The organism is Candidatus Nitrotoga arctica, from assembly GCF_918378365.1.
Classification (GTDB): Bacteria; Pseudomonadota; Gammaproteobacteria; order Burkholderiales; family Gallionellaceae; genus Nitrotoga; species Nitrotoga arctica.
Map to the genome: position 1 here is coordinate 2,040,020 of NZ_OU912926.1, position 24,225 is coordinate 2,064,244.

Annotated in this window: 17 protein-coding genes and 3 tRNA genes; 9 read left to right on the plus strand and 11 right to left on the minus strand. The window is 49.5% G+C overall.

Going from position 1 to position 24,225, the window contains the following annotated elements; genetic code table 11:
- Positions 1-76: 76 nt before the first annotated feature.
- Complete coding sequence (locus tag MKZ32_RS09305) at positions 77-937, minus strand: carbon-nitrogen hydrolase family protein (RefSeq protein ID WP_239797016.1); 861 nt, start codon at positions 935-937, stop codon at positions 77-79.
- Between the two features lie 26 nt (positions 938-963).
- A complete protein-coding gene (locus tag MKZ32_RS09310; RefSeq protein ID WP_239797017.1) occupies positions 964-4,818 on the minus strand; it encodes a YhdP family protein in 3,855 nt (1,284 codons plus the stop codon).
- A 105-nt stretch (positions 4,819-4,923) separates the two neighbouring features.
- Here MKZ32_RS09310 and glnE point away from each other — a divergent pair, with 105 nt between their 5' ends.
- The 5 genes from glnE to MKZ32_RS09335 are packed head-to-tail and all read left to right on the plus strand — an operon-like array spanning position 4,924 to position 10,560.
- Positions 4,924-7,644 (plus strand): bifunctional [glutamate--ammonia ligase]-adenylyl-L-tyrosine phosphorylase/[glutamate--ammonia-ligase] adenylyltransferase, encoded by a 2,721-nt coding sequence (gene glnE / locus MKZ32_RS09315; RefSeq protein WP_239797018.1) that lies wholly within the window; start codon positions 4,924-4,926, stop codon positions 7,642-7,644.
- Between the two features lie 32 nt (positions 7,645-7,676).
- Positions 7,677-9,461: a DUF262 domain-containing protein gene (locus tag MKZ32_RS09320; RefSeq protein ID WP_239797019.1), complete on the plus strand. Its 1,785-nt coding sequence runs from the start codon at positions 7,677-7,679 to the stop codon at positions 9,459-9,461.
- A gap of 40 nt (positions 9,462-9,501) precedes the next feature.
- Positions 9,502-9,852 (plus strand): hypothetical protein, encoded by a 351-nt coding sequence (locus MKZ32_RS09325; RefSeq protein ID WP_239797020.1) that lies wholly within the window; start codon positions 9,502-9,504, stop codon positions 9,850-9,852.
- Positions 9,797-10,069 carry a type II toxin-antitoxin system TacA family antitoxin gene (locus tag MKZ32_RS09330; RefSeq protein WP_239797021.1) on the plus strand — a complete coding sequence of 91 codons (273 nt, stop codon included), beginning with the start codon at positions 9,797-9,799 and terminating at the stop codon, positions 10,067-10,069. The genes MKZ32_RS09325 and MKZ32_RS09330 overlap by 56 nt, the downstream gene beginning before the upstream one ends.
- The gene (locus MKZ32_RS09335) at positions 10,066-10,560 is read left to right on the plus strand and encodes a GNAT family N-acetyltransferase (protein WP_239797022.1); all 495 of its coding nucleotides are present in this window, start codon (positions 10,066-10,068) and stop codon (positions 10,558-10,560) included. The genes MKZ32_RS09330 and MKZ32_RS09335 overlap by 4 nt, the downstream gene beginning before the upstream one ends.
- A gap of 11 nt (positions 10,561-10,571) precedes the next feature.
- On the opposite strand, the gene MKZ32_RS09340 is transcribed toward MKZ32_RS09335, so the two are convergent.
- The 4 genes from MKZ32_RS09340 to acs form a co-directional block, all read right to left on the minus strand.
- The gene (locus tag MKZ32_RS09340) at positions 10,572-10,757 is read right to left on the minus strand and encodes a hypothetical protein (protein ID WP_239797023.1); all 186 of its coding nucleotides are present in this window, start codon (positions 10,755-10,757) and stop codon (positions 10,572-10,574) included.
- Positions 10,758-10,773: 16 nt separating this feature from the next.
- The gene (locus MKZ32_RS09345) at positions 10,774-11,706 is read right to left on the minus strand and encodes a DUF1853 family protein (RefSeq protein ID WP_239797024.1); all 933 of its coding nucleotides are present in this window, start codon (positions 11,704-11,706) and stop codon (positions 10,774-10,776) included.
- A gap of 94 nt (positions 11,707-11,800) precedes the next feature.
- Positions 11,801-12,619 carry a class I SAM-dependent methyltransferase gene (locus MKZ32_RS09350; RefSeq protein ID WP_239797025.1) on the minus strand — a complete coding sequence of 273 codons (819 nt, stop codon included), beginning with the start codon at positions 12,617-12,619 and terminating at the stop codon, positions 11,801-11,803.
- Positions 12,620-12,730: 111 nt separating this feature from the next.
- Complete coding sequence (acs, locus tag MKZ32_RS09355; RefSeq protein ID WP_239797026.1) at positions 12,731-14,701, minus strand: acetate--CoA ligase; 1,971 nt, start codon at positions 14,699-14,701, stop codon at positions 12,731-12,733.
- Between the two features lie 351 nt (positions 14,702-15,052).
- Between acs and MKZ32_RS09360 the strand changes: the two genes are divergently transcribed.
- The 4 genes from MKZ32_RS09360 to MKZ32_RS09375 all read left to right on the plus strand — a co-directional run bounded on the left by MKZ32_RS09360 (position 15,053) and on the right by MKZ32_RS09375 (position 21,614).
- The gene (locus tag MKZ32_RS09360; RefSeq protein ID WP_239797027.1) at positions 15,053-15,583 is read left to right on the plus strand and encodes a DUF3617 domain-containing protein; all 531 of its coding nucleotides are present in this window, start codon (positions 15,053-15,055) and stop codon (positions 15,581-15,583) included.
- A 173-nt stretch (positions 15,584-15,756) separates the two neighbouring features.
- Positions 15,757-17,361, plus strand: a complete 1,605-nt coding sequence (locus tag MKZ32_RS09365) for an efflux transporter outer membrane subunit (RefSeq protein ID WP_478210036.1) — start codon at positions 15,757-15,759, stop codon at positions 17,359-17,361.
- A 15-nt stretch (positions 17,362-17,376) separates the two neighbouring features.
- Complete coding sequence (locus MKZ32_RS09370; protein WP_239797029.1) at positions 17,377-18,519, plus strand: efflux RND transporter periplasmic adaptor subunit; 1,143 nt, start codon at positions 17,377-17,379, stop codon at positions 18,517-18,519.
- Complete coding sequence (locus tag MKZ32_RS09375) at positions 18,516-21,614, plus strand: efflux RND transporter permease subunit (protein WP_239797030.1); 3,099 nt, start codon at positions 18,516-18,518, stop codon at positions 21,612-21,614. Before MKZ32_RS09370 ends, MKZ32_RS09375 begins: the two co-directional genes overlap by 4 nt.
- Positions 21,615-21,620: 6 nt before the next feature.
- Here the strand turns inward: MKZ32_RS09375 and MKZ32_RS09380 are convergent, their stop codons facing one another.
- The 5 genes from MKZ32_RS09380 to pgsA form a co-directional block, all read right to left on the minus strand.
- Positions 21,621-22,508: an ATP-binding protein gene (locus MKZ32_RS09380; protein WP_239797031.1), complete on the minus strand. Its 888-nt coding sequence runs from the start codon at positions 22,506-22,508 to the stop codon at positions 21,621-21,623.
- 679 nt (positions 22,509-23,187) lie between these two features.
- Positions 23,188-23,263, minus strand: a tRNA-His gene (locus tag MKZ32_RS09385).
- Between the two features lie 31 nt (positions 23,264-23,294).
- Positions 23,295-23,371, minus strand: a tRNA-Arg gene (locus MKZ32_RS09390).
- Between the two features lie 43 nt (positions 23,372-23,414).
- Positions 23,415-23,491: transfer RNA gene (locus MKZ32_RS09395), tRNA-Pro, on the minus strand.
- A gap of 166 nt (positions 23,492-23,657) precedes the next feature.
- A complete protein-coding gene (pgsA, locus tag MKZ32_RS09400) occupies positions 23,658-24,224 on the minus strand; it encodes a CDP-diacylglycerol--glycerol-3-phosphate 3-phosphatidyltransferase (RefSeq protein WP_239797032.1) in 567 nt (188 codons plus the stop codon).
- Position 24,225: the final 1 nt, after the last annotated feature.

Below are 24,225 nucleotides of genomic sequence, written 5' to 3' on the forward strand. Positions count from 1 at the left end.
GTTCAAAGAGACAAGCTTTGCATCAAGTCTTTCCTCACTATGCACTCCAAGAGCCAGGCGCTTCACATGTTTACACCTAACATGAGGTAAGCGTACGGTGAGACAGCGCTGGCAAGCTGGCGCGCAAGCTAGCATGATAGGATGGATCTATTTCCGCGACCACGACTCCTGAGCCGCGTGGCAATCGATCCAGCACTCTCCCCCACGGATCGACGATCATACTATTACCGTGTGTTTCGCGGCCGTTGATATGATAACCGCCCTGCCCTGCGGCCACTACATAAGCCAGATTTTCGATGGCGCGCGCGCGCACCAATATCTCCCAATGCATTTTTCCAGTAGTCTCAGTGAAAGCGGAAGGCAACACAATAATATTTACATCGTGCATAGCGCGAAACAACTCAGGAAAACGCAAATCGTAACAAATTGCCAAACCAATGCGGCCGAACGGACTATCTACCACCACTACCTGTTCACCTGCCTCAATAGTACGACCCTCATGGTAACGCTCATTGCCGAGTTCGAGATTGAATAAATGGATTTTGTCATAGCGCGCAACCTGTTCCCCCTTATCGTCATACACCAGGCAGGCATTACGCATTTTATCCGGCGCATCAGCAACCAACGGGATGGAACCACCAACCAGCCAGATTTTATGCTCACGCGCAGTCTCGCTCAAAAAAGTCTGGATCGCGCCACTGCCCGGTTGCTCACGCACTGCCAATTTATCCGTATCATTCAGTCCCATAATGGGAAAGTATTCCGGCAATACAACCAAGCGCGCCCCCTGATCCACAGCTTTTTCGATCAGGCGGCGTGCCTCGCTCAGGTTGGCCGGTACATTGGGTCCCGAAGCCATCTGCACGGCAGCAACCTTGAAAGTCTTTGCTTGCGCGTGAGCAGCCACACGTCGTTGGGTAGCATTTTCTTCTTGCATACTTCCAATTCTTTCATAGTATTATTTCATGGTGACGCAACAGACTTGCTTACACCCACTTTTTCTACATTCGGGTCGGCCCAAGCACCCGTAATATTGTATTCAAATGACGCCAACTTATCGAGCGGTTCGCGCAATATCTTGTTGGCAATGAAGACCCCAATGCCTACTACCGGACCAGCAGCAAACGCGCTCAGTAGGGATGCTGTGTTCCCCACAGTAGGCAGAATGCGCACACGCAAGTTTTGCGTTTCTTGGTTTAGATCCACCTGCCCTCTCATTGTCACTTTGGCGGCCGAACCTTCAATTTTAAAATCATCGGTAAACAGCATCCCGTTCTTGACTTGCGCCACTCCGTTGATGCTATCAAATTTAAAACCAGCGCTAAACACATCCGTAAAATCCAGCGTAATCCGCTTGGGCAGCGCTTGCAGACTCAAAATGCTGAGCAGCTTACCAAGACCCGGATCGATTCGCAGGAACTGTCCTTTTCCGGTACTCAGCTTGAGCGTGCCATCCAGTGTGGCATAGCTGAATTCAGCAGGAGGGCCGGGCCAAGAAAACGTCCCTTCCAGTTCTCCGCTGCCGTCCTTCACGCTATTTGGGTAGCCGGAACGGCCCAGAATTTTCCCTGCATCACTGATTTCCAGCTTGAGGTTGACTTGAGTCTGCTCCCCGCCAGGGCCCATCTGCCATTTTCCATCCGCAGTCAACTCACCGTCTGGGTTAGTGATAATTAAGCGCTCCAACAGCCAGTCGCGCTCATGCTGTTGCGCCAATAACTCCAGCTTGCCCAGATTTTTTCCATTCAGTATGAGACTGCTCACGGCCACGTCGAGCGCAGGGTGTTTCATGCTAGCAACATTTTTTTTAATAGCAATAGATGGAATTGCCGTACTTTTCTTTTTGCCACTTTCGTCCCGATCCAATTCCAGAGACAAGTTTTTCAAACGAGCAACAAACTTACCGTTACCCTGCGGCTGCCAACTCACTTCGCCATTAACTGACTTAGCTGCCAGTTGCGCAGCAATCGTGCCATTAATATTGCGTGCAATGATACGAAGATCATCTGCCATATAACCATACCCATTGATCTTCTGGATCAGCAAATCGACACCTGCGATACCGACCGGTGTCAATCCGTCCGACGCACTAGCCAGCGCTCCCCAACCTTCCATCGATAACTGCGGCAGGGTGCCGACGAGCCACACACCATCCTTTTCCAACCACTTGCCCGCATTGCCAAAATTGACTGTGCCGCGCTTGATGACCCGCTCGCCTCCCTCATCCCAACGCAAAAATTTCGCACTGAGGAGTTTGCCATATTGCACCGATAACAAGTCCTGTTGCGGAGTCATGCTATTCATCTCGAAGCGCAGCGGAATAATCTCGCTGGCGCGCTTTGTAAATGGCGCGGGCAGGTCAGATGCCAGCCCGACCAAATTGGAAGTGAGCTGCATACTGATGTGTTTTTTTAAAACCGTAATTTCTGACTCCCAATCGCTACTACCATGCAGATAATCTAGCAACGAATGCGGCGCTGCCTCACGTAGAGCGTCTATATTTGCGCGCCCAGCTATCTTTGCATTTGCAGCGCCACCTTTGTTGCTCTGCACTATTAGGGTGGCAGGTCCTCCAAAAACTTGCATCGTGACGTTCTCCGTGCGTAGCGATGATTCACTGAACAGCAGATCGCCATTAACTTTATGTAAAATTGGCACACTCTTGCCCAAGCTCACTTCATTGTCGAGAAAATGATAATGGCCGGAAACTATTGCCGGCTTACTACCACGCAATGGAATGTCCACTTGTAGATTCAGATTGCCAATACCACTCGACGTCATGTTGTCAGTGAGGCCATCGATATACCCGCGCACCGGGCTTTGCTGAATAAAATTCAGACCATGCTTCGTTTCACCCACCGACTCGCCCCGCACTTGCAATAGCAGGCCAGGACTTTCTATATCCGGCAGAATGACACTAATATTTTTCACAGACCCGCCCGCAGTCATAGCGGTCGGAGCAGTCACCTCAAGCCGTTTACCCTGAATCACCAATTTTGCAACGGCATTTTCCACACGAGGCCATCCTTTGGCGTACTCCACTGTCACTCCAGTTGCACGCGCCCGGATTTGAAACAAGCCCTTACGGTTTCCATCAAACGGAAAATCATTCAAATTACCCTTTAGGCGCAGATTAAAATCATCTGCTTGCCCGTCGATCAACGCATTTCGTATCCAAGTGTGGGCTTCGTTATTCAAAGCAACCAATGGAATATAGCGAGCGGTATGCTGCACTGCGGCGCGCGTCAGGCGAACAGTCAAGTCAATCAGACCAGGACTTTGAGGTAGTGACTGATAGCTACCAAAAAGATTTCCGGCAAGATCTGCGTTAGCTATAGAAACCTTATTAAACTTGACTTCCATCCCGCGGTCGTGCTTTTGCCAACTCAACTGTGCAATGAGTGAATCAAATGCCAAAGGCTCCGGCATAATCAGTGGCGCATCCACCGACAAATTTCGTGTGTTAAGTGACAGCGTACCGTTGGCGTCGTTACCATCCACTTGGCCGCTCAATCGAGTAAATCCAGGAACATTCCCCGCGCGCCGTATGGATAGTCCGTCGAAACGCGCCTTAATCTCGTAATTCAATAACTTGTCAAAATCACCCCGCCATTTTGCCTGCACATCGGACATACGCCCCTGAGGCGCAAATTTAGCTAGCTGCTGCTTCAGGCTAGACGTCAACGGCAGGAAATGCATCAAGCTGGTGAAACGGTCAATATCCAGCGTATTGACGCGCACCGCACCACTAGCAGGTTGTTTGTCTGTAGCATCTGCAAAACGCATGTATAAATCAATGGGCTGCAACACCAGGTCATTACTCATCTGCAAGGATAATTTCCGCGTGGAAATCTCAAAGCCCCGAACCACGTCGTGCCATTCAACACGCCCGCGCAACTTGATCACATCGAGCAGCGGCAAATCATCGGCCAATTGTGTCTGTAGGTCAGCCAGCGCCAGATCAGCAGTAAACTGGTTGATTTTTCCGTTCTCGACTCCCAGCCAACCACGCAACGCGCCTCTACCCCGTTTGGGTGAAATAGGTAGCGGTAACCATGTATTCCAAGCGGCAACATCGACATAATCCAGCTGGGTATATAGCTCCCCGCGCCAAGCATTGAAGTTGTCAAAGCTGGCACCAAAAAAATCACCCCGGAGATCCAATTGCGCAGACAATCCCGCTGGAGGTTGCGCTCGCAACGAAAAACTGTGACGGCGCCCACTGTTTTCAATGAGCATGTTCACTTGATTTAATATTAATGGGGGCGCAGCACGCTGCTCGTCCTGCCAAGTGATGCGAGCACCACGAACTACAATGTGTTTTTGGTGCAGTAACCAATCCGCCAGCCCGTGATCCGCAGGTTGGCCGGGAATATTACTCGACATTTTCATGCCAGCGATATGCAACAAGCCTTGCGCGTCCCGTTTTATCACCAGATCTGGCTGGTTAATCTCCAGGCTATATAGGCGCACCTGACCGGTCAGAGCTGTTATCCACGACACCACATTGTCCACTTGCTGCAATGCGAGCAAAGTTTGCCCCTGTTTATCCAGAATAAGTACATCGGTAAACAAGAGATGCGGGCGAATGCCATGCCAGTCTGCCTCAATCTTGCCAATAGTCACTGGCTGACCGACCACGTGACTGACCATAGCGGTGATGTTGTCGTGATAGCGTTCGATATCCGGCAATATCCAGTAACGCAATATCAACAACAATCCCCCGCCGGCGAACAACAGCAACACTGCACCCAATAGTGCGAATCGTGTTAATTGATTGCAACAGCGCCCACAAAAGCGCAAGCAAACTCTCAACATAAGATGGGATGGCCAAGTGACCATGTAAACAAACAAGCCAAGGCACGCATAGCAGATTTATAATGAACCATAAAGATGCGAACAGTTTAACCCTAAGCCCCCTCAATGAATACCGTCATCGCGCCCATTTCTGCTAATTTTGACACTGTTTTACAGCGCGCCCTGCGTGGTAGTCGATATGCACAACGCCTGCTCGATAGCCAGGAAGAATTACTACCGTGGCTGCGCGCGCACTATGCTCAACCGTGCAATATGGATGAAATGGCGGCATGGCTAGCCACCATACCAGTAACGAATGAAGATTCACTGTCACGCGCGCTACGCTGCTTGCGCAAGCGAGTCATGCTCAAGCTACTGACGCGCGACCTGGGCGGACTGGCCAATCTGGAGGAGGTAATGACCTGCATGTCTGCACTGGCAGAGCTAAGCGTAGGGCGCGCGCAAAACTTTATTATGGAAACACTGGTGCAACAGTATGGCCAGCCGATAGGTGCACTAAGCAGCACGCCGCAACAATTGCTGGTAATTGGCATGGGCAAACTGGGCGGCATGGAACTCAATGTTTCCTCTGATATTGATCTTATTTTCGTCTACCCGGAAGATGGCAACAGCAATGGTTCTCGCAGTATAAGTAACCACGATTTTTTTACCCGCCTGGGGCGTCGCCTCATTAACCTGATTAGCGAATTAACCCAAGAAGGCTATGTATTCCGCGTGGACATGCGTTTACGGCCTTATGGTGACAGCGGACCATTGGTGATGAGTTTCGCAGCGGTGGAGGAATATCTGGTAGAACAAGGTCGAGAATGGGAACGTTACGCTTGGATTAAAGCTCGAGTCATCTCTCCGGCAGAATATCCCGCTACGCAAGAACTTATGCAACTCGTACAACCCTTCATATTCCGCAAATATCTCGACTTCGGCGCATTCGAATCCATGCGCAAGCTGCATGCACAAATTAGCCAGGAAGTGCAGCGACGCGACCGAATTGACAATATCAAACTGGGGCCAGGTGGCATCCGCGAAATTGAGTTTATAGCCCAAGTTTTTCAATTGATACGGGGTGGGCGCGATGCCAGCCTGCGTATCCGTCCCACTTTGCAAGTATTGCAACTTCTGCGCGAGAACGACCAACTTACCCCAGATACCGTAATAGGGTTGAGTGCAGCTTATGTGTTTTTGCGTAATCTGGAGCATCGCCTGCAATATCTGGATGACCAGCAAACTCATGGCTTACCTAAAAATATTACCGATCAAGCGTTGCTAGCCGAAGACATGGGCTATCCAGATTACGATGCCATGTTGAAACAATTAAATCACCACCGCTCGTTAGTAAGCGGTCAGTTCGCCCAAATTTTCAGCACGCAAAAAGATAACACGATAACAAGTACGCTTTGGCACGAAAATTTGAACGCGGAAGCGTTACAAAAAGACCTTGGCAAATTAGATTATGCAGACACAGCAACCCTAGCTGAACGGCTGTTGCATATCCGTGACAGTGGCCGCTACCGCCAACTGCCGGACACCAGCCGCCAACGCATGGACAAATTGATCCCGCAGTTCATCACGCTATGTGCTGTGCCGAGCAACCGTGACCAAACCTTGCTACGCATACTCAATCTGTTGGAAAGCATTAGTCGACGCGCCTCCTATCTGGCCTTTCTGGCCGAATATCCCAAGGTGTTGCCACGGTTGATCGGACTTGCCAGCGCCAGTGAGTGGGCGTGCGAATACTTAATCAAGCATCCCATTCTGCTGGATGAGTTGCTTGATGCGCGTGAAATCTACCATGCACCCGATTGGATTGCTCTAGATACTGAACTGTTGACACAACTGGATCAATGCAATACGGATACCGAACGCCAAATGGATGTGCTTCGTCAGTTTCAGCATGCCCAAACATTCCATTTATTGGCAATGGATTTGCAAGGGCTGTTGCCGTTGGAAACTCTAAGCGATCATCTCAGCAACTTGGCCGACCTGATTTTGCACCATGTGTTGCAACTGTGCTGGCGTGACGCGCGCAAGAAGCACCAACAGCAAGCGCAATTTGCCATTATTGCCTACGGCAAATTGGGTGGGCGCGAACTTGGCTATTCTGCCGATCTCGACCTGATTTTTTTGTACGACGACCCGCATCCCGACGCAGCAGAAATCTATGCCCGGCTGGCTCAGCGCATCAATACCTTATTAAGCAGCTATACCTCCGCGGGCCGTTTGTATGAGATCGATTTGCGCCTGCGCCCCAATGGCGCTAGCGGCTTGTTGGTCAGTTCCATTCCCGCATTCGCTGAATATCAGCAGCATCATGCTTGGGTGTGGGAACACCAGGCGCTGACACGCGCGCGCTTCTGTGCCGGAGATGCACAAGTGGGCAAACAATTTGAAATCATTCGCACCAACGTGTTGCGCAAACCGCGTGATCTGAATGTGCTGCGCCAGGAGATCGTGGCAATGCGGCAGAAAATGCTGGACACCCATCCAAATGACAGCAATTTGTTCGATATCAAACATGATCGCGGCGGCATGGTAGATATCGAGTTCATAGTGCAATTTTTAATACTGGCACATGCTCACACCGAGCCAAAATTGACTGCTAACAGCGGCAATTTGGCACTATTACTGCTCGCCGGTGAATTAGGATTAATAAAAGTAGAATTGGCGGAAGCGGTCAGCAACTGCTACCGCAACCTACGCGCACTACAACACAAGATGCGCCTGAATAACCAATCACCCTATCGAATTGACAGGAAAGCAATCGACACCACATCGGTGCTTACGCTATGGGAAGAACTCTTGGGGCCACATGGTCAAGAAAAACGATAACTATCATCTCAAATGAAAACAACAATCACATTATGAGCACACAAAGCATTCAGAGTCAGGACATTAAAATTTCCGAAGTATTTCAAGGGTTCTACTCCGTCCCCGACTATCAGCGAGAATATGTCTGGCAGTCTGAGCAGGTTGAGCAGTTGCTGACCGATATCTATGGTGAGCTCAATGGAGCTGATCCAGAAAAGGCACCGGAATACTTCATCGGCAGTATCGTCGTGTGCCCAAGCAAGAATGGCGTTTTTGATCTCATTGACGGGCAGCAGCGGATGACAACACTCTTCCTGATCTTGTGTGCGATTCGGGATCGATTCGAAGTTCTCGGCTACAAGGCACCTGGAGCCCTTGCTCCCCAAATCGCGACGACATCTTCTGATGCTCACGGACGCGATGTGTTCCGGTATCGGCTGGATTTGCAGTATGAAGACAGTGGCGATGTGCTTGTTGGAATCGCTGATAAGAAAGAAGATCCTGCGAATGGCCAAAAGACCCGTTCTATTGAGAACATTCTGAATGCCTATTCGTCAGTCATGACGTTCCTCACCCAGCAGTATGGTGACAATCCGGACGCCCTTCGGGTTTTCTACGGTTATTTCATCAACAAGGTGAAGCTCATCCGCATACAAACGGAAGACGTCGCCAAGGCACTCAAGATTTTTGAGACGATCAATGACCGTGGTATTGGACTCGATTCCATGGACCTGTTGAAGAATCTACTGTTCATGAAGTCGGACCAGGATGAGTTTGAGGCACTAAAGAAGGTTTGGAAGGAACTTCAAGACACCATCTTCGATGCTGGGGAGAAGCCTCTTCGGTTCCTTCGTTATTTCATCTTTAGCAGCTATAGCGTGGAAGCGTTGAGGGAGGACGAGATTTACGGATGGTTCTCGAAAAATCAGAAGGTGTGCGGCTACGCGGACGACTCGCTGAAATTCGCGAAAGAGCTGCTCGATGCCGCAAAAGCCTACGGGCTATTCCTCAAGGGATGCGACCCATCTGGGAAGCAACGTCCCGAATTGCAGAGCTTGCAATTCCTTGGGGGCAGCGCAGCAAGGCAACATTTGATCCTGTTGCTCGCAGGAAGACATCTCCCAGATGTGCTGTTCAGCCAGTTGGTTCGCGAGGTCGAAAACTTGTTTTTCATCTACGTGGCGAGCCGCGAGAACACTCGTGATTTCGAGCGAAACTTTGCCAGATGGGCACCTGAACTGAAGAAGGCAAAAACAGAGGAAACTTTACAGCTGTTCCTGCGACAACGCATTGAACCGTCAAAGGCTGCCCTATCCGGGAGATTCGACGACGCATTCAAGCGAATGACTTCCGAAGAACTTCAGGTTTATCGCTTGCGCTACATTCTCGCAAAGCTTAACCAATATGTAGAGGTCAGCGCATACGGCGAAACAGAAGGCACGAAGTGGTTGAAGAACTATGTAGCAAACGAGTTTCAGATCGAGCACATCCAGCCACAAAAACCATGTCAGGAAGCACTCGATGAATTTGGAAATGTCTCAGACCCAGCAATCATCAATCGCTTGGGTAACCTTGTCTTGGTCGAGAAGCCGATCAACGCGTCGTTGGGAAATAAGCCGTATTCGAAGAAGCGGTTAGTCTATCCGCAGTCCAAGCTGTTGTTGGTTCACTCCATTTCTGAGCGACCCAAGATTGGGACGAATACGAGCATCGACCGCGCTGTTCGAGAACTCGAACCGTTTGCCGACTGGAATGAAGAAGCGGTGATTTCCCGACAAGCAAAGCTGGGTAGCATGGCTCGCGAAATCTGGAACGTCCCGAATACTGAGAAGAAGTAACCTCCGTCATGTCTATCAATGAATCCATCGTATGGAGCGGATGAACACCCGCGTTACCAACGTTGCGATGCAGTGGGAGGCACATCTTCTCACTGTGAATCCGGCCAAACGGCGCTCCGATTTATTGATGCGGCATATTAATGACTTGCATGCAGCCATGAAAACGGTGAAGAGTATATTCGTGCCAGTCGCCAATCCAAAACTGAGCGCAGCATCTGGCAGCGGCGGTATTGGGAACATCAAATCCGGGATGATAGCAACCAACGTATTGACAATAGATACACAGATGGCTATGCTTCGTGTATCTATTGTGTATGCACCGAAAGGAGAATTCCATGCGCGACGCCGCCATCAACCTACGGGCTTTGCCCGAGCAACGAGATTTAATTGATCACGCTGCAACTCTGCTAGGCAAGAACCGTTCGGATTTCATGCTCGAGGCTGCCTGCTCAGCCGCGCAGGCGGTAATACTTGACCAGGTTTTTTTCAGCCTGAATACCGACAAGTTCCAGCAGTTCACGGCAATGCTCGACGCCCCGCCCAGCCCAAATCCAGGGCTTGAGCGCCTCATGGCCGTGACAGCTCCTTGGGCCACCGTCAAAGCATGAGTTTGCAACTCAACGCACCTCAGCCACTCGCCACCACCCACATTTTGGATCGATTTGAGTGCGGCGAGGGCGTTCTCGACGAGTGGCTCAAGCGCCGCGCAATGGTCAACCAAATGAGCGGAGCTAGCCGCACGTTTGTAGTGGCGGATCAGGATAGTCATGTTTACGGCTACTATGCCATGGCTGCGGGCGCTGTCTCGCATCAGATGGCAACCAGTTCTGTGCGTCGAAACATGCCCGATCCCGTTCCCGTAATGGTTCTGGCTCGGCTCGCGGTTGACCACCATGCCCAAGGCATTAAGCTTGGCGCATCCCTACTGCAAGACGCCGTCAACCGGGCTGTGGTGGTTTCTCAGAACGCCGGTGTCCGAGCTCTGCTGGTGCATGCACTTCACGACCGCGCCAAGGAGTTCTACGAGCACTACGGTTTTCAGTCGTCGCCGTTGCATCCGATGACGCTGATGCTGAGATTGAATATCGGCAAGGCATGAACAAATGAAATTCAGCGCTCCTCACTTGGGCAGCATGATTGCCGAAGCGGATGCGGCGGCTTGGGCAACTGACTGATGCGATCCATGCGCTGCTGTAGCTTCGTTGCTGATCCACGCTTCTCTGTTGCCGCCGTCACCGACAACGCCAAAGACAACTCACCACCTACCAGCTCCCATTTGATCTTTGCCCGCTCCATTTTTCCCCCCCTTATTTCAAGTGTTGATAACTGGCCATTTACTGCACATTACAAATCCGCGTGTCGCTTCGCGCCAGCTATTATCCATATTGCGCTGGAGCTCGATCACCTGCACAGATTCGTCGGAAACCGCGAAATGTGCATCGAGTGCAGCGCCTATCTCAGTATGCTGCATCACGCTGGCTCCCGCATCCAGGCGCACCGGGGCCAGAAAACGTAAGCGTGGCAATATAGTCCAGTAGCTATCCGGTGTTGCTTGCGGTAGTACACCCACTGGGTGGCGTATCCACCAGCCGGACAAATGGTTGACAGATACGCCAGGGATTGGTGTGATGGGAATAAAAGATTTTCCCACTTGTATTACAGGGTAGAACAAGTAGCCTTTGATGAAAGCTTGTGTTTTTTTCAGCGCTACCCCTTGTGGCAGTGCTGCGCGCCCGGCGGGTGTGTGGCCTAATTCAAGTTGATGCTGAAATACGCGATCCAATTTAATATCGAGCCGGTCGCGCACCGCAAGGCCGATGAATGCATGTTGCTCGGACAATGGCTCCGCTTGCAGGTAGAACTTTACGGCGGTTTCCCAATGACAAGTATTTCCATCGGCATCACGAAATAAAAAGTCATATTCACCCAAGGTGCGTTGCGCATTTTGAACCTGCAAATTGGTGGCAAAAATTTGCGTATCAGGTATGTGCGCTAACCAGAATGCAATGAGCGATTCAAAATATTGGCCAAGGCGGCGTGTTGGACGCTGGGCAATAAAGTCATGCAGGCTGTGCGGGTCATGATCCAATCCAGCCAACCACTGGACACATGTTTTTAATTGCGCGCGGCACCATTCGTCTTCCACCACGCGTCCGGCATACGCCGCCCAAGTTTCATCCAGCAATCCCGGCGAACCGATAACCCACGCGAGGTCGCGGACAGTAGGGTCGCGTAATGAGTCCATGAACGAATCTTGCGGGAGGAGAGACATATTGACTAAAGTTGTTGTGGCAATGACGGCTGTGTGAGTGTAGCCGGATAACAGCAGGGGTCTGCCTCTATACGGGCTTATAGCCCACGCTGATGAGAATTTCCACATTCATCCAAATGCCTTGCTCTTCGACAAGTAATTCTATTTCTTCCTGATGCGATTGCCGGAAGCGTGCTAAATCAGATGAAGAAAGCTGACTCAATAAGCCGCGAAAGCCGCTATACCATAAAACATCCCACCACTCTTCAAACCCGGCAAGATGGTATCCAACCTGATAGGTATACGTATGCAATCGTTCCAGCTCCGCTGCTTGATACAAAATATGGATTTTCTCTACGCTGTCCAGTCGTTTCCAAGATAGCGATGGCATAGCTACCCCATAGGTCAAAATGCGCTCGATAAATTTTTGCGCTAGAGGATCCATAACAGCGCCCGTAAAGCTTGAAATTCCAATAGCGCCACCGGGTTTAACATGTTTGGCGATGGCTTTGAATCCGGCCTCCATATCAGGCAGGAAGAAGATGCCAAAACCACAACAAGCGGCATCAAATGAGTCGGCGTTAAAATTTGAGGCCTCCATATCCAGACATAAAAAATCGAGATTGGTTAACTGTTGTTGCTGAGCTTTGACCTTCGCCTTCGCCAACATTCCATCGGATAAATCAATGGCCGTCACATGCCCTGCGCCCAGCCGCTGTGCACAAGCCAGCGCAACCAAGCCTGTGCCAGTGGCTACATCCAACACATGTTCATTTCCAGCAAACTTCATGCTGTTCGCCAAATGTTCTGCCGCCGCTAAAAAAAAGCGCAGTGCGGGCTTGTCATAGCCTTCTGCCGCATTATTAAACGTTTCTTTAATTTTATATTTATACTCTTGCGTATCCATAACAATATTGGAGTGTGGGTGTTTTTCTAAATGTTGAAAATAGTCTTGAGCGAAAAGGCGCTACGCTCCAGGTCCAAGCCATGGAAAGCTACGCCAGCTGCAATTCCTGGTTTATTGAATAACGTGCTTTAGTTGTTCAAGAATCGCCGGATTTTCCAGCGTCGAAATGTCCTGCGTTATTTCTTCACCCTTGGCAAGGGCGCGCAGCAAACGACGCATAATCTTGCCGGAGCGCGTCTTGGGCAAATTGTCACCGAAGCGAATTTCGTCCGGCTTGGCGATTGGACCGAGTTCCTTGCTGACCCACTCACGCAGAATTTCTGAAATTTGTTTTGCGGTAGCGGCATCCTTCGGCCGCGAGCCTTTTAACACCACAAATACTACTATGGCCTCTCCTTTTATCTCATGCGGCTTTCCAACGACAGCAGCTTCCGCCACCAACGAATTGGACGCCAGCGCAGACTCTATTTCCATAGTTCCCAAGCGGTGGCCGGATACTTTCAGTACGTCGTCAATGCGTCCCAGGATCCAGAAATAACCGTCTTCGTCGCGGTGTGCTGAATCGCCCGCCAAGTAAGCGCCTTTCATTTCTTCTGGAAAATAGCCTTTGCGATAGCGCTCATCATTACCCCATATGGTGCGAATTTGAGACGGGAAGGAACGTTTGATAACGAGAAATCCTCCATGTTGGTCATGCACTTCATCACCTGCTTCGTTAACGATGGCGGCCATTATGCCGGGCAATGGCAGGGTGCAGGAACCAGGTTTGGTTGCCATTGCTCCCGGCAGTGGTGCAATCATGTGACAACCAGTTTCAGTCTGCCACCAGGTATCCACAATGGGACAGCGCGACTGGCCGACTACGGTGTAATACCACATCCATGCATCTGGATTAATCGGCTCGCCTACGCTACCGAGCAAACGCAGACTGGAAAGGTTGTATTGTTTCGGCAATTCGCCACCTAATTTAATCAGCGAGCGGATGGCGGTGGGCGCAGTATAAAAAGTGGTGACCTGATGGTCCTGAATCATCTTCCAGAAACGCCCGGCATCGGGCCAAGTGGGCACACCCTCAAATATCACTTGTGTCGCACCCATCGCCAGCGGGCCATATGCAACATAGCTGTGGCCAGTCACCCAGCCCACGTCAGCGGTACACCAAAAAATATCAGTAGGCTTATAGTCAAATACCCATTGCATGGAAACCATTGTGCCGAGTAGATAGCCGCCGCTGGAATGCTGCACCCCTTTGGGTTTTCCGGTAGAACCTGAGGTATATAAAATGAATAATGGATGTTCCGCGCCCACCCATTCCGGTTCGCATGTGCATGGGAGACCGTCAATCAGATCATGCCACCACAGGTCATGTTTCGCATTCCACTGAACATCATTGCCCGCGCGTTTATAAACAATTACGCTATGCACTGCATCACAACCGCCCATGCTAAGCGCCTCATCCACGGCTGGTTTGAGCGGCATCATCTTACCGCCGCGGAATTGCGCATCAGCAGTAATGACGGCACACGCCTGCGCATTTTCGATACGCTCGTTCAAACTTCTGGAAGAGAAACCGCCAAAAACGACTGAATGGATTGCGCCAATGCGCGCGCATGCCTGCATCGCTATCACTACCTCAATGCTCATGGGCATATAGATAACTACACGATCACCCTTCTGAATATTGCGTGACTTTAGGGCATTGGCGAACTGGCACACGCGAGCGTGTAACTCGCGGTAGGAAATCTTGATCACTTGGCTGTCGTCCGCTTCAAAAATCAGCGCAGTTTTTTCAGGTTGCGTTGCCAGATGCTTATCCAGACAATTATAAGAAACATTCAATTCGCCATCCGCAAACCACTCGTAAAATGGCGCGCGACTTTCATCTAACACTGTATTGAACGGTTTGTGCCATACGATATGCTCGCGTGCTAGCCGTGCCCAATATTCTTCATAGTTTTGTGCCGCCTCACTGCATAGAGCCTGGTAGGCTGCCATACCAGAAATATTAGCTTGTTCGACGAATGCATTGGCAGGTTGAAAAACACGGGTTTCTTGCAAAACTGATTTGATGCTGGTGGGCATGGCGCTCTCTCGGTATGGTTAATGTTTCATATTCTGGCGGGATTTAATGTAGATTTATTTTCGGATAGCGTCAACATTAAAGCTCACAGATGAGGCTCCACCCGTGCTTATTAGTCTAGTTAGGATATATTTGAACTTATTTGCCAGTCAAACTGCCAAATTGCGCAGTGACTGTACCTTGCCACTTCAAACTCCACTTGGCTGTATCAATAGTGGAGAAATGCTTATGATTATGTTTCTTCTGGCCCACCGAGAGATTCTGCCAAGCCTATATGATCAAAAGTCTATAATACAAACTTCTAAATTGACTCACTTTGAACCATTAACTATCAATCACGTTCAGGAGGCCCGATGCAAAAAATTATTCTTTCATTATCATTGTTGCTCGCGGTATCAACAGCAAACTCGGCAGAATCTCATATGCGCCCGGGATTATGGGAAATGACGACGACATCAGGCTTATTATCGCTCGTGCCAATGATTCCGCCGGATCAAATGCAAAATTTGACGAACTTGGCTAAACAGTACGGATTTGATATGCCCAAGATTAATAATGGTGCAGCAACCTCTCAAGTTTGCATTACCCAGGAAATGGCAAATCAAAAAATTCCAACTGTTTTGAATCAAAATCAATATGGATGTGATGTTAAAAATGCTGTCCAAACTGGAAACGACTACAAAATAAACCTTATCTGTGAGAACTCTGTCCTCAAGGGGAATGGAGTAACTGAGGGGATTTTTACGAGTCCAGAGAGCTTTACCGGGCGAACTGAATTCAATGGAGTTGTACAGGGCAATCCTGTTAGTGAACGCGCCTACACTGATGGTCGATGGATTAGTGAAAACTGCGGAACAGTGAAACCTTTCCGTGATCCTCGTTAAGCAAATTTACAACAACCTATGTCGTTTAGAAGGGGCTTGTTCCATAACGGCTCGAACTGGAGTGCGGTAAAACAGGTCAATTCCTTGACCCTTCATACGGGAAAAAGCGGGCAATCTTAATGATTTCCAAAATCTGTTATTATTAAACTCCAATAACAACAACTGTTCCCGGTTTGCAATTTAAAGATAAAAATTTATATATAAAGAGCTGCCCAGCCTTTATAAGATTTATTTCACGGCTAACCGCAGGGTTGCTATGGGGAGGTACACTATCGCTGTTTGGTTGTACGAGCGTAGGGCCTGATTTTAAGCAACCTGACCCGCCCGCTGTGACAAGCTACACCACCCAAAAATTACCGCTGCAAACTGCAACAGCACAAGGTAACTTTGGCGGAGCACAACATTTCGTAGTCGGGAAAGATGTACCCGTGAATTGGTGGCAGAATTTTGGCTCGCCCAAACTTAATGCGCTCATCGACCAAGCCCTAAACGCCAGTCCAACGTTAGATGCGGCGCAAGCTACTTTGTTTCAAGCACAGCAAACCTATGCTGCGCAAGCGGGTTCCTTGCAGTACCCCCAGGTGAATGCCAAGCTGGGTGCACAGCGTCAAAAGTTCAATCCTTCAATTTTTGGTCAGCCCGGCGGGAGCAAAATATTCGATTTGTATAACGCTGGCGTAACGGTTAGTTATAACCTCGATCTGTTCGGGGGCAACCGCCGCGCGCTCGAATCTTTTGCTGCGCAGGCTGACTATCAACGTTACCAGTTTGAAGGTGCGCGACTTACGCTTGCTGCCAATATCACGACTACTGCAATGTCACAGGCACAATTTACCGCACAGATTAAGGCCACTGTGGCCATTTTGGCAGCACAAAAAAAACAGCTGAATATTACGAGACAACGCTTCCAACTGGGGGCTGTGCCGCGCAGTGACGAATTTGCTTTACTTACCCAGGTAGAGCAAACCCGCGCTAGCATTCCGCTTTTGCGTAACAATCTTGAGAAAACAAATCACTTGCTTGCTGTGTTAGTGGGTCAACTACCCGGCACGGCGCAAATACCTAAATTTGTTTTAGCAGATTTTAATTTGCCGGCAGACCTTCCTCTTATCATACCTTCAGAACTGGTGCGTCAGCGTCCTGACATTCAGGCGTCTGAGGCCTTGTTGCATGTAGCAAATGCACAATATGGAGTAGCAGTCTCCACTGGCTATCCGCAAATTAACTTGTCTCCTACTCTGGGCTCGCAGGCTCTTGCTGCATCCAGCTTATTCGGAGCCGGATCAATGATTTGGAGTTTGGTAGGTCAAGTAACGCAGCCATTGTTCAATGCCGGCCTCAAAGCTGGGATTAAATCAGCAGAAGCTGGTTTCAATGCAGCAACAGCTAACTATCGCCAAACCGTGTTGCAAGCTTTACGTAATGTTGCTGACGTTCTGCGTGCACTAGACAATGACGCGCAAATATTACAAGCACAAGCCGCCGCCGATGCATCGGCACAAGCATCGCTTAATCTTATCCAACAGCAATTTTTATTAGGTGGAGTGAATTATTTGCAGCTACTTACCGCGCAACAACAGGCGCAACAAACTCAGATTAACTTAATTGCCGCGCAAGTTCAGCGTTTGACGGATACCGCAGCGCTTTATCAGGCTATGGGTGGTGGCTGGGTTGCCGCATCAAAGCAACGGGCGGAGATACCGCCGCAGCATACTCAATTAGCAATGCAAAATACCGAGCACAAAGGTTTTGTGCGGCATCTTTTGAACCCAAAGTGAGCATGGAGTATTTTCATGACTAAAGGAACGACCAAGCGCATGATCATCATGCTGCTCATAGCTGCAATAATATTCGGCGGAATTTATGCTTTTCAACAATTTCGCAACAAAATGATACAACAGTCTATCAAAAGACAGGCTAACCCACCGCAAAGTGTATCTACCACCGTAGCACAAACATCCACTTGGCAACCTTCAGTCGAAGCGGTAGGCAATCTGCGTGCTTCTAATGGCACCAGCCTGGCAGCCGAGGTCAGCGGCATAGTCACAGCCATACACTTTGATTCTGGAGCAATGGTGAAAACGGGCCAGCTGATATTAGAACTGAATGCCGCACCGCTTAAAGCTCAGCTCGAGCAGCTCAAGGTTGCCGTCCGGCTCGCCAAACAGACTTTCGACCGCGACCTGGCTCAACTCAAAATGCAGGCGGTCAGCCAAGCTGCAGTAGATATTTCGGCAGCCAATTTGAAAAGTGCCTTAGCGCAGGTAACGATGCAAGAAGCAATCATTGCACAGAAAAGTATTCGCGCTCCCTTTTCTGGCCAGCTGGGTATACGCCAAGTAGATCTTGGCCAATATCTGGCGCCAGGCACTGCGCTTGTAAATCTACAAAAACTCGACCCCATGTATCTGGACTTTACGGTGCCACAGGCCCAGATTGACTTGATTCATGTCGGCGAGAGCGTCACTGTGCAAACCAATGCATTTCCGAACAAAGCTTTCACCGGTACCATTTCCGCGATTGAACCGCAGGTGGATATATCCACACGTAATCTCAAAGTACGAGCAAGCATTGCCAATCCTAATGGTGAATTACTACCCGGATTATTTGCTACGGCGCGGGTAAAGAGAGGGGAGGAAAAACAGTACGTCACCCTGCCAAATTCAGCCATTGCTTATAACCCTTATGGCAGCACCGTGTTTTTAGTGAAAAATGAAGGAAAGGGAGCCGATGGCAAGCCTAAGCTGGTAGCCGAGCAGCGTTTTGTCACTACCGGCGTTACGCGCGGTGATCAAGTGGCAGTAATTAGCGGTCTGCAAGTGAATGAAGTTGTAGTCACTTCGGGTCAACTCAAGCTACGCAATGGCACGCCGATATTTATAAATAATAGCTTGCAACCGTCGAACAATCCCAATCCACAGGTAAAAGACGAATGAACAACACTGCTGGCGCTGCGATTAGAAAATTTACTGACATTTTCGTCGAACGCCCAGTTCTGGCAACCGTCATTAGCCTGGTAATACTGGTGCTGGGATTACGCTCGCTGGCCTCATTGCCGGTACTGCAATATCCTTACACCCAAAACGCGGTAGTCACCATCAACACGGCTTATCCCGGCGCCGATGCCAATCTGGTAGCTAGTTTCATCACCACTCCCCTAGAAAATGCAGTCGCTCAGGCCAACGGTATTGATTACATGACCTCCAGCAGTACCCAGGGAGTGAGCACTATTAGTGCCAATCTTCGATTAAATTATGATTCAAGCAATGCCTTAACCGAAATTAACACCAAGGTGAATGCCGTTCTTAATCAATTGCCACCACAGGCGCAAAAACCCACACTTTCTGTTAGCATCGGACAGACCATCGATGCGATGTACATCGGTTTCTACAGTGATGTTCTCAAACCTAACCAAGTCACTGACTATCTCGTGCGGTCCGTTCAACCCAAGCTACAAGCGATTGAAGGCGTACAAGTTGCCGAATTGCTGGGTGCAAAAAACTTCGCCTTGCGGGCATGGCTTGATCCACAAAAACTCGCCGCTGTGGGTCTCACCGCTGCCGATATCTATAGTCTTTTGGCTGCAAACAACTTTCTCTCATCCAGCGGCCAATCCAAGGGACAAATGGTGCAGATCAACCTGAATGCATCTACTGCGCTGCATTCAGTAGAGGAATTCAAGCAAATGATCATCAAGCAACAAGGCAGCTCGGTAGTGCGCTTAGCAGACGTAGCGAATGTTACTTTAGGCGCAGATGACTATGACACCAGCGTATCTTTTGACGGTAAAAAAGCGGTATACGTGGGTATTCAGGTTGCGCCAGGTGCCAATCTGTTGGATGTGATTGCTCGAGTACGCAAAGTGATGCCTGAAATTCAGGCACAGCTACCGCAGGGTATGAATAGCAATATCGTTTATGACTCGACCAAATTCGTCAATTCGTCGATTAACGAGGTCGTAAAAACGCTTGTGGAAGCTGTCCTCATTGTCACTGCAGTGGTATTTGTTTTCTTGGGCTCGCTGCGCTCGGTACTGATTCCGGTGATTGCGATACCCCTTTCACTGATAGGCACTTTCTCAGTAATGCTGGCCCTGGGCTATTCCATCAACCTGCTCACACTCTTAGCTCTCGTACTTGCCATCGGGCTAGTGGTAGACGATGCCATCATCGTAGTAGAAAACGTAAATCGTCATCTGGAAGAAGGACTATCACCTTTTGACTCAGCGACGAAGGCGGCGCGTGAACTCGCTAATCCTATTATTGCAATGACCATCGTGCTTGTTGCGGTATATGTACCGATAGGCTTTATGAGTGGCCTCACTGGCGCCCTGTTTACCGAATTTGCTTTTACTCTGGTCGGCGCTGTGACTATGTCCGCCGTGATAGCGCTGACACTTTCACCGATGATGTGTTCGCGCCTTCTACGCTCACCTAAGCGCGAGGGGGGTAACTGGCAAGATCGTTTAGAAATATGGTTGGATAAACAATTTGAACGGTTACACGTTCGGTATGAAAAAACTCTGCACGGCACACTCAACTTCGTCACGGTAATAGCCATATTCGCATTGGTGGTAATGGGTGGAATTTACTTTCTGTACACCACCTCGATGTCTGAACTCGCTCCGCAGGAAGACCAAGGTGTGCTGATTGCAGCCTCTTTTAACGCACCGGATGCGACACTCCAGCAACGAGAAATATTTGGTGAACAGATTCAGAAAGTTTTCAAAGCTCACCCGGAAACAGATCACATTTTCCAGCTAAATATGCCGACACAGGTTATCACCGGCATGGTACTCAAGCCTTGGGATGAGCGTGCTAAAACCTCCATGCAGCTACAACCCGAAGTACAAAAAGAATTGGGAGAAATTGCAGGCACGCAAAATGCTCTTTTCCAGCCACCTCCGCTGCCCGGTGCACGCGGCTTGCCAATACAATTTGTGATTACTACCACCGAACCATTCTCCAAGCTCTACGATGTATCCCAGAAGTTCTTGCAAGAAGCTGAGAAAACGGGCGAATTTATTTTCGTGCAGTCAGATTTGCGCATTGACCTACCCCAAACTACGGTAGTAATTGATCGCAATATGGCGTCACAGCTCGGGCTAAATATGCAGGACATCGGCTCTGGCCTGTCTGCCATGCTCGGCGGTGGATATGTGAACTATTTCGCGCTTGAGGGTCGGTCTTATAAAGTTATTCCTCAGGTAGCACAGCGTTTCCGCCTTAATACAGATCAACTCAAACACTATTATCTGCGTACTGCAAGCGGACAGATGGTGCCACTATCTACGGTAGCGCATCTGCAAACCAGTACCGAACCAGAAACCATCAATCACTTTCAGCAACAAAATATGGCAACCATACAGGGGGTGGCCTTTCCTACTATTTCACAAGGTCAGGCACTGGAAAGACTCAAAACTTTAGCGCAGGAAACTTTACCTGCTGGATACAACTATGACTACTCAGGCCCCTCACGACAATTTATACAAGAATCTGGCGGACTATTACTTACCTTTTTCTTTGCTATTATTATTATTTTCCTGGCACTTGCGGCTCAATTTGAGAGCTTCCGCGACCCTCTTGTTATTTTAGTCTCTGTGCCCATGTCTATTGCAGGAGCATTGATTTTTATCAATCTTGGTATTGGGCATGCCAAGCTCAATATTTACACTGAAGTTGGCTTGGTAACACTCATTGCTCTTATCTCAAAACATGGCATTTTGATTGTGGAATTCGCCAATAATTTACAACAAACAGGACTGAACAAGCGTGATGCCATAGAGAAAGCTGCTGGTTTACGTCTACGCCCGATACTAATGACAACTGCCGCCATGGTACTGGGTGTTTTGCCACTTATCACAGCCAGCGGTGCCGGAGCAGAAAGCCGCTTTAATATGGGCTTAGTGATCGCCAGCGGCTTATCGATAGGCACATTGTTTACCCTATTCGTTGTACCGGGAATGTATATGTTACTTGCTGCTGAACGTAACCATGAAGCAACCGTACCAAGGTTAAATACCCAAACTTAAAGGGCTCTATGTAATTCGTAGTGAGCCCGCAGCTTTTCCAGAATAGTCACGTGCGAACTGCCACGCCACGCGACCACTGCGCGACGCGCGCATCATCGACCACTGCAGCGCTTCACGACGGATCACGTCGTCCCAGTCCTTGAGATCGACGCCGAACACACTCAGCCAATGTCGCACGATCTGCAGATAGGCTTCCTGGTTAAAGCTATAGAATGACACCCACAGGCCGAAACGATCCGATAACGAAACTTTCTCTTCTACAGCTTCCCCGGGATGCAGCTCACCGTCGTCACCGTGCGTCATCTGCAGGTTCTCGGAGAAGTACTCCGGCATAAGGTGGCGGCGATTGCTGGTGGCATAAATCAGCACATTATCCGGTACAGAAGCGAAACTGCCATCGAGCACCGTCTTGAGCGCCTTATAACCCGGCTCACCATCTTCGAAGCTCAGATCGTCACAGAAGATGATGAAGCGCTCGGAGCGCTTACGCACTAGATCAACAATGTGCGGCAAGTCGACCAAATCAGTCTTGTCGACCTCGATCACGCGCAGACCTTCTGACGAATATTCAGTCAGCATAGCCCGGACAATGGAACTCTTACCCGTACCGCGCGCTCCGGTCAGCAATACATTATTGGCGCGCTGGCCACATACAAACTGGCGCGTGTTATCATCAACGCGCTTTTTCTGATCGTCGATATCCTTCAGGTCAGAGAGATGAATGAGTTGCAAAACGTGCAGCGGCTCAAGCCAGCCGCGGCCCTGATTCGTACGCCAGCGCTGGGCCAGCGCGCTCCAGTCGGGCATCGGAGGCGCCGGTGGCAGTATGGCTTCAAAGAGCGACATGAGATGCTCGGCGCGCGCGACCAAGCGCTCGATATCATCGGGGTTCATTGGCTTCCCTCCTTATTCCGGCTTGTCGTAGTCAATGCTCAAAACCACAGCCTACGTACCGGGCTGCTCGAGCTTTCCTTTCGGCCAAGTTGCCCACACAATCCTCAGTAATAAGTACAACGCTATAAATGTCTCAAGCAAAATAACCAACAAACCGTCCATAAGCGCTCCACTGCTTAAACAATTCAAACGAAACCAAACGTATATTTAGTCCAGCGCGGTACTGGCTCATGCCCACCCGTTCTCGACGGGCCCGATGCCCTGACCTTAACGAGATCTATCCCGAGCTGAAAGGCATGCGTCTGCGGGGGCACATCGAAGGTCGCAACTGGTGTTGTACTGAACCAATGGTAGCTCGCCATGATGCCTGACACGCAACGTCAGCGACTGCCAGCGAAGACTTGATGCGAATCGACGTCAAAGGATAGGAAATTCAACCGCGTAAGTCAAATTAACAACGAACGATACAGATTCCATGACTTCCGCGCAAAACGGTCACAGATCTGATCGAGGATGGAAGAAAAGCAAGTGAGCTGACTGACCACAAAACCGAGAGCATCCCGGGCCAAGGTTACAACCATCGAGCCGGTAGAAAATCCAAAGCGGTGAAATAATCTTACAAAAACAGCACTTCATCTTACAAGGTAAGCCAGTATCAATCTGAAACTGCTTGAATATATGGGGTGACTGATGGGGCTCGAACCCACGACAACCGGAATCACAATCCGGGGCTCTACCAACTGAGCTACAGCCACCACGGGGTAAAACATCAACAAGATGTGTCGTTGGCGTGCCCGACAGGAATCGAACCTGTAACCCCCAGCTTAGAAGGCTGGTGCTCTATCCGGTTGAGCTACGGGCACAATTTCCTGTGGAGCCATTCGACTCTGTACCACTAAGATATACTGGTCGGGGTGGAGAGATTCGAACTCCCGACATCCTGCTCCCAAAGCAGGCGCGCTACCAGGCTACGCTACACCCCGAAAGCGGAGCACTATACCTCGCATGCGATAAAAAATCAATAATGTTCGGGTTATTTGTCGCTGGCCTAATGAAATATTCATTTCTGTATAGACCAATGGCGAAACTTTATGTCGTGTCACTCCTTGCCACTAGAATGGGACCTTTTATGCAAGATAATGCCCACCTCTATTTGCGTGCAATTTGTGGCAACGCAAGTTTCAAGTAATAAATCATTGACCACAATGTCAAAATAGCAGCAAGATAAATCAACAATGTACCTAATGCATTAGCAGGTAAACCAACCAACGATTCATGGCAAAGCAGCAACAATATGGCAATCATTTGAAATACAGTTTTCACCTTACCCAGCATGGAAACCGCGGTGCTCTTGCTTTCACCAAGCTGAGCCATCCATTCGCGTAGTGCAGAGATGGCAATTTCACGACCGATAATGATGAAAGCAATGACCATATCCACATAGCCAAGCTTTACCAACATAATCAATGCAGCAGCTACCATCAGCTTATCAGCGACCGGATCGAGAAATGCGCCAAAAGCGGAAGTCTGATTGAGCGCACGCGCCAGATAACCATCTAGCCAATCTGTGAGAGCAGCCAACGCAAATATCATCGTACTGACTAGATGCTTGTGGTGCAGAGAAAGTGTTGTGTCAGGCAGGTAAAACACCCCGAGAAACACCGGTATAAGCATAATGCGCAACCAAGTCAGTAGATTTGGGATATTGAGTGGCATG